Genomic DNA, 4,888 nt, shown 5'->3' on the forward strand with positions numbered 1-4,888 from the left:
CTCCGGCGCGTATGAGGCCGACGGCATCGCTCAGCGCGCGGTCAAGGCGATCAAGGACAAGGCCCCGGACCTGATCGTGATCACCGACGTCTGTCTTTGCGAGTACATGAGCCACGGGCATTGCGGAATGGTCGAAAACGGGAAGATTTTGAACGATCCCTCTTTGGAACTCTTGACCCGGACCGCCGTCTCACACGCCGAAGCCGGCGCCGACATCGTCGCCCCATCCGACATGATGGACGGCCGCGTGGCGGCGATTCGCCGCGGCCTCGATGACGCGGGCTTCTCCGGCACGTCGATTCTAAGCTACGCGGTCAAATACGCCTCGGCCTTCTACGGCCCGTTCAGGGACGCGGCGGAATCGGCGCCCAAGTTCGGCGACCGCAGGACTTATCAGATGGACCCGGCGAACGTCCGCGAGGCGGTCCGGGAGGCGAGGCTCGACGAAAAAGAGGGCGCCGACATTCTGATGATCAAGCCTGCGCTCGCCTATCTGGATGTGATTGCGAAGGTGCGCGAGGCGACCGACCTCCCGGTGGCCGCCTACAACGTGAGCGGCGAGTATTCGATGATCAAGGCGGCGGGCCAGAAGGGCTGGGTGGACGAAAAGGCCGTCATGATGGAGACGCTCTTGGCGATCCGCCGCGCGGGAGCGGACCTGATCGTGACGTACTTCGCGAAAGACGCAGCGAGGCTGATCTAGGCTACTTCGCCCTCTTCTTCATCCTCCCGGCCACCCCCGACGGCATCTCCACCTTCTTGTAGTCGGCCGGGATCTCGAAGAGATTTGCGGGCTGGGGCGCCGTGACGATGTTTTTCAAGACCATGCCGGAGTTGCCCGCACCCATGTTCCGGATCACGATGCCGTTCAGGTCCTTGGCCTTCCAAATCGTCGTTGTCGTCGGCCTGCCGGCGATCGTTCCCTTGATCAGGCACATGTCGGTCGGGTGCCCGTCGATGAGGTCTCCGGGAGAACAGTCCTGGGTCCATCCCGCCGGCACTTCGTTCACGATGGCGTGGTCCCAGGGCAAAGGCTGCTCCATGTAGGTCTTGTTCGGCATCAGCATCCACATGACCTTCCGGTCCAGCCGGCTGACGTTGGTCAGCGGCTGGGACATGCCTTGCATGGTCATCTCCATCCGGGTCGCCGTCTTGCTCATGTAGATCTTTCCCTGTCCGAAGACCTGGTCGCCCCTCACCATCTGAACGTCGGCGCTCAATTCCGGCAGGACCGCCGGCTGCGCTCCGGCGGAGGCGGCGGCGAGGAAGAAGGCGATCGAAAGAAGGATTCGTTTCATGATGTCTCCTGTAAAATTTGAAATCGACACTAGCACGAGGGCAAGGTTAAGGGAAAGAGGATGAACCGTCTCTTCCTGATCGACGCCTCGGGCTACATCTTCCGCGCCTACTACGCCATCCGGCCCCTCTCGAACTCGAAGGGACTGCCGACCAACGCGCTTTTCGGGTTCACCTCGATGCTCTTGAAGCTCCTCAAGGACGAGAAACCCGAAATGGTCGGTGTCGTCTTCGACGTCGCCCGCAAGACCTTCCGGAACGACAAGTACCCGGCCTACAAGGCGAACCGCGACGAGCCGCCGCCGGATCTCGTGCCGCAGTTCCCGTATTTTCGAAAAATCGTGAAGGCCCTGAATCTCCCCGTGCTGGAGCTCCCGAACTACGAGGCGGACGACGTCATCGGCACGATCGCAAAAAAATTCGAGAAGAAGGGCTGGGAGACGGTGATCGTTACTGGCGACAAGGACATCATGCAGCTGGTCGACGACAAGATCAGCGTCTACGATCCGATGAAAGACCGGGCCATCCGCGAGCCGGAGGTGATCGAGAAGTTCGGCGTGGGTCCCAAGCAGGTGACCGATATCCTGGGTCTGGCCGGCGATTCCTCCGACAACATCCCGGGCGTGCCGGGCATCGGCGAGAAGACGGCGACGAAGTTGATCCAGGAATACGGGAGCCTCGAGAATCTCCTGGAGAAATCCGGCGAGGTGAAGGGGAAGATGGGGGAAAGGCTCCGCGAGTTCGCGGAGCAGGCCCGGCTTTGCAAGGAGCTGGCCACGATCGTCACGGACGTGCCCCTCGAATACGACCTGAAGGACTTCAGGCCCAAGGAACCGGACCAGGCGGCCTTGAAGGAGCTGTTCGAGGAGCTGGAGTTCCGGAAATTCCTGGGCGAACTGGCGCCCCAAAAGACGCTCTCCACGCACCGCTACGCGTCCGTCCTGACGCCGGAAGCGTTAAGGAATCTGGCGGAGGGATTGAAAGCCTCCGCGGGCTTCGCCTTCGACACGGAGACGACATCCCTCGACACGATGCGAGCAAAGCTCGTCGGGGTCTCGATCTCGCATGAGACGGGGGAGGCCTTCTACATCCCCGTCGGGCACGTCTACCTCGGGGCCCCGGAGCAGTTGACCTGGGACGAGGTCCGGCCCGTTTTGAGACCGATCCTGGAAGATCCGAGGATCCCCAAGTTCGCGCAGAACGCCAAGTACGATTACGAGGTGTTGAGGCGTCACGGGGTGACCGTGCAGGGCCTGCAGGACGACACCCTGATCGCCTCTTACCTTTTGAATCCCGATGGATCCCACAATCTCGATCAATTGGCCCAGGAGCACCTGGGGCACAAGACGACCACTTTCAAGGAGGTGGTCGGGACGGGCAAGAAGGAGAAGAGTTTTTCGGAGGTCGAGGTCGACGTGGCGCGCGATTACTCCTGCGAGGACGCCGACGTGACGTTCCGGCTGCGGCACCTCCTGGTCCCGAGGCTCCAAGGCGAAGGGCTGGAGACGCTCTACCGAGAGGTCGAAATGCCGCTGGTTCTGGTCCTGGCCCGGATGGAGATGAACGGGGTGAAGATCGACGTGCCGCGTCTCCGGAAGACGTCCGCCGAGTACGAGACCAAGCTCAAAGGCATCGAGAGGGCGGTCCACGCGGCGGCGGGCGGGGAGTTCAACCTCAATTCGACCAAGCAGCTCGCCCAGGTCCTGTTCGAGAAGTTGAAACTCCCGTCGGTCCGGCGCACGAAGACCGGTTATTCGACCGACGTCGACGTCTTGACCGAGCTTGGCCAAAAGCACGAGGTCCCGAAACTCCTCTTGGAGTACCGCATCCTCTCGAAGCTCAAGTCCACGTATTTGGACGCGCTCGCGGACCTCGTGAACCCGGAAACGGGACGCATCCACACGTCGTTCAACCAGACGGTGGCGGCCACGGGGCGGCTCTCCTCCTCGGACCCGAACCTTCAGAACATCCCCATCCGGACGGAGGAGGGGAGGAAGATCCGCGAGGCGTTCATCCCGGAAGACGGCAACGTCCTCATTTCCGCGGACTACTCGCAGATCGAGCTGCGGATCCTCGCGCACATGTCGGGGGACGCGACGCTGGTCAAGGCCTTTGCGGAGGACAAGGACATCCACGCCGCGACCGCGGCCGGAATCTTCGGAGCGGCGGAAGCCGGCCTGACCAAGGCGCAGCGCTCCGTCGGCAAGACGGTCAATTTTGCCGTCCTCTACGGCCAGGGGGCCTTCGGGCTTTCGCAGCAGCTGGGGATCGAGGTCGCGGAGGCGGAGAACTACATCCGGAACTACTACGCGCAATTCGCGAGCGTGGCGGCTTACAAGGAACAGGTCCTCGCGGAGGCGCGGAAGAACAAGCTCGTCCGGACGCTCTTCGGCCGCCTGCGGCGGTTTCCGGACCTCGAAAGCCCCAATGCGAATGTGCGGGCCATGTGGGAGCGCACGGCCTTCAACACGGTCTTCCAGGGGACGGCGGCCGACCTGATCAAGAAGGCGATGATCGTGATCCAGGCGCGGATCGAAAAGGAATTCCCCGGGGCGATGATGCTGATCCAGGTCCACGACGAGCTGGTCTTCGAGGCCCCGAAGTCGGAGGAACAGGCGTTCTCCGCCATGGTGAAGAGGGAGATGGAAGGGGTCGCCGCGCTCAAGGTGCCCCTCAAGGTCGACGTGGGCTCCGGACCCAATTGGGGAGAGGCGCATTAGGAGTCGCCCCCTAGCAACTCGTTGATGGGAGAGGCCGATCTCCTTATAATAAGCCCTATGCCCATAAGCTCCGTTTTCAAGCATTTGGCCGTGTTGGTCGCCATTGGTTCCCTCTGGGCCTGCCCGCAGATGGGGCCGGGGGGGATGAGCGCGACCGGGTCTCCCCGCGATGCTTCCTCGGAGTCCTCCTCAAAATCCGACAAAGCGGATCCCTCTCTTGCGCCCGGCCCGGACGGGGCCCTGAACCCGTACGGAGCGGACGGAGCGGGCGGAACACCGGGAGGAGGCGGTTCGGCCGGCGGGGCCGGGGATTCGAGCGATTCCTCCACGACGGTTGCGGCCCGAAGGGTCGATCCCTTGAGCGCCACGGCCGATCCCTCGAGCGTGGAGTGTCCGCCGAACGAACCGCCGGAGAATTGTATCCGGAGGAAGGCGATGATGCACCGGATGGAGACGGCGATCTCCAACGACCCGCGCATCGACCTGAAGGCGGGCGCGGGATCGCAATTCGTCCGGATTGTCAACTTGCCGGAGGAAACCGCGACGCGGTTGGGGCTGACGTCGGATGAGATGGTCTTGGAAAGCCTTCGGGCAGGCACGCTGGCTCAGGAGGCGGTCCAGGCCGCTGTCGTCCAAGACGTCGCCGTGGCGGTCCGGCCCGACGGGAGCTTCGATCTCGCTCCGTTCTTGAAGACCGGATTGAATCTCGTGTTCGCCGACACCTCGGGTTCAACCGCCGCTCCGCCCGCCGACCTTGCCTCCACGATGAAGAGCGAACGTTTCTCCTACCTGGGCCACTCGAGCCTCTCGGCCGCGGAGTTCAAGGCCATCCGTCTGGACGAGCTGAAAAAGGCCAATCTGAACGAGGCGCG

At 62.9% G+C, this 4,888-nt stretch carries 4 protein-coding genes; 3 read left to right on the forward strand and 1 reads right to left on the reverse strand.

Annotation, left to right across the window (positions count from 1 at the left end; translation table 11 throughout):
- A partial coding sequence (gene hemB / locus VLJ37_05705) for a porphobilinogen synthase (protein HSA59163.1) occupies positions 1-703 on the forward strand: 703 nt, incomplete at its 5' end.
- Between the two features lies 1 nt (position 704).
- Here the strand turns inward: hemB and VLJ37_05710 are convergent.
- Positions 705-1,298 (reverse strand): hypothetical protein, encoded by a 594-nt coding sequence (locus tag VLJ37_05710; protein HSA59164.1) that lies wholly within the window; start codon positions 1,296-1,298, stop codon positions 705-707.
- A 60-nt stretch (positions 1,299-1,358) separates the two neighbouring features.
- Between VLJ37_05710 and polA the strand changes: the two genes are divergently transcribed.
- Positions 1,359-4,016, forward strand: coding sequence for a DNA polymerase I (gene polA, locus VLJ37_05715; GenBank protein HSA59165.1), 2,658 nt, complete (start codon positions 1,359-1,361; stop codon positions 4,014-4,016).
- A gap of 57 nt (positions 4,017-4,073) precedes the next feature.
- Positions 4,074-4,888 (forward strand): hypothetical protein (locus tag VLJ37_05720; GenBank protein HSA59166.1); only part of this gene is annotated, 815 nt, incomplete at its 3' end.

The sequence above is a fragment of the bacterium genome (assembly GCA_035454885.1).
GTDB lineage: Bacteria > UBA10199 > UBA10199 > JACPAL01.

Bases quoted from the DNA above. Each gene is read 5' to 3' on its own strand.
- polA (HSA59165.1), top strand. From the start codon at position 1,359: ATGAACCGTCTCTTCCTGATCGACGCCTCGGGCTACATCTTCCGCGCC.
- VLJ37_05710 (HSA59164.1), bottom strand. From the start codon at position 1,298: ATGAAACGAATCCTTCTTTCGATCGCCTTCTTCCTCGCCGCCGCCTCC.